The organism is Methylobacterium tarhaniae, assembly GCF_001043955.1.
GTDB lineage: Bacteria > Pseudomonadota > Alphaproteobacteria > Rhizobiales > Beijerinckiaceae > Methylobacterium > Methylobacterium tarhaniae.
The window spans coordinates 1-440 of the sequence record NZ_LABZ01000453.1 but is presented as its reverse complement, the minus strand read 5'-3'; the positions used below and the strand labels follow the sequence as shown (position 1 = coordinate 440).

Annotated in this window: 1 protein-coding gene; it reads right to left on the bottom strand. The window is 75.7% G+C overall.

The window, feature by feature from the left end:
* Window positions 1–24 precede the first annotated feature (24 nt).
* A partial coding sequence (locus VQ03_RS34210; protein WP_048454711.1) for a DUF6537 domain-containing protein occupies window positions 25–440 on the bottom strand: 416 nt, incomplete at its 5' end.

The following is a 440-nucleotide window of genomic DNA, read 5'->3' as shown; positions in this document are numbered from 1 at the left end:
CCTCACGGCCTACCAGGACGAGGCCTACGCCGCGCGCTCCCGCACCGCCGCCACCCTGGCGCGGTAGCGCGCGGCGTAGGCCTCGTCCTGGTAGGCCGTGAGGTACTCGGCGCGCCGCGCGACCACGGCGTCGAGATCCTGCGCCGGCTCGACCGCCGGTGCGAGATGCGCCTCCACGAAGGCCGGGTCGGCGGCGAGCAGCCGGCCCCAGGCGAGCGCCAGGCGGTTGCCCGCCACCGCCACGCCGTTCAGCGCCACGGCCTGATCCAGGGCCTCGCGGGAGACCGGCACCAGCCCGCTTTGCCAAGCAAAGCCCAGGAGCAGCACGTTGGCGGCTTGCGCATCGCCGATCAGGCGCCCGGCCATCGCCTGCGCGTCGAGGCTGCGCAGGGCGCCCGCGCGGACGCGGCGGGAGGGCAGGCTTTCCAGCATCCCGGTAT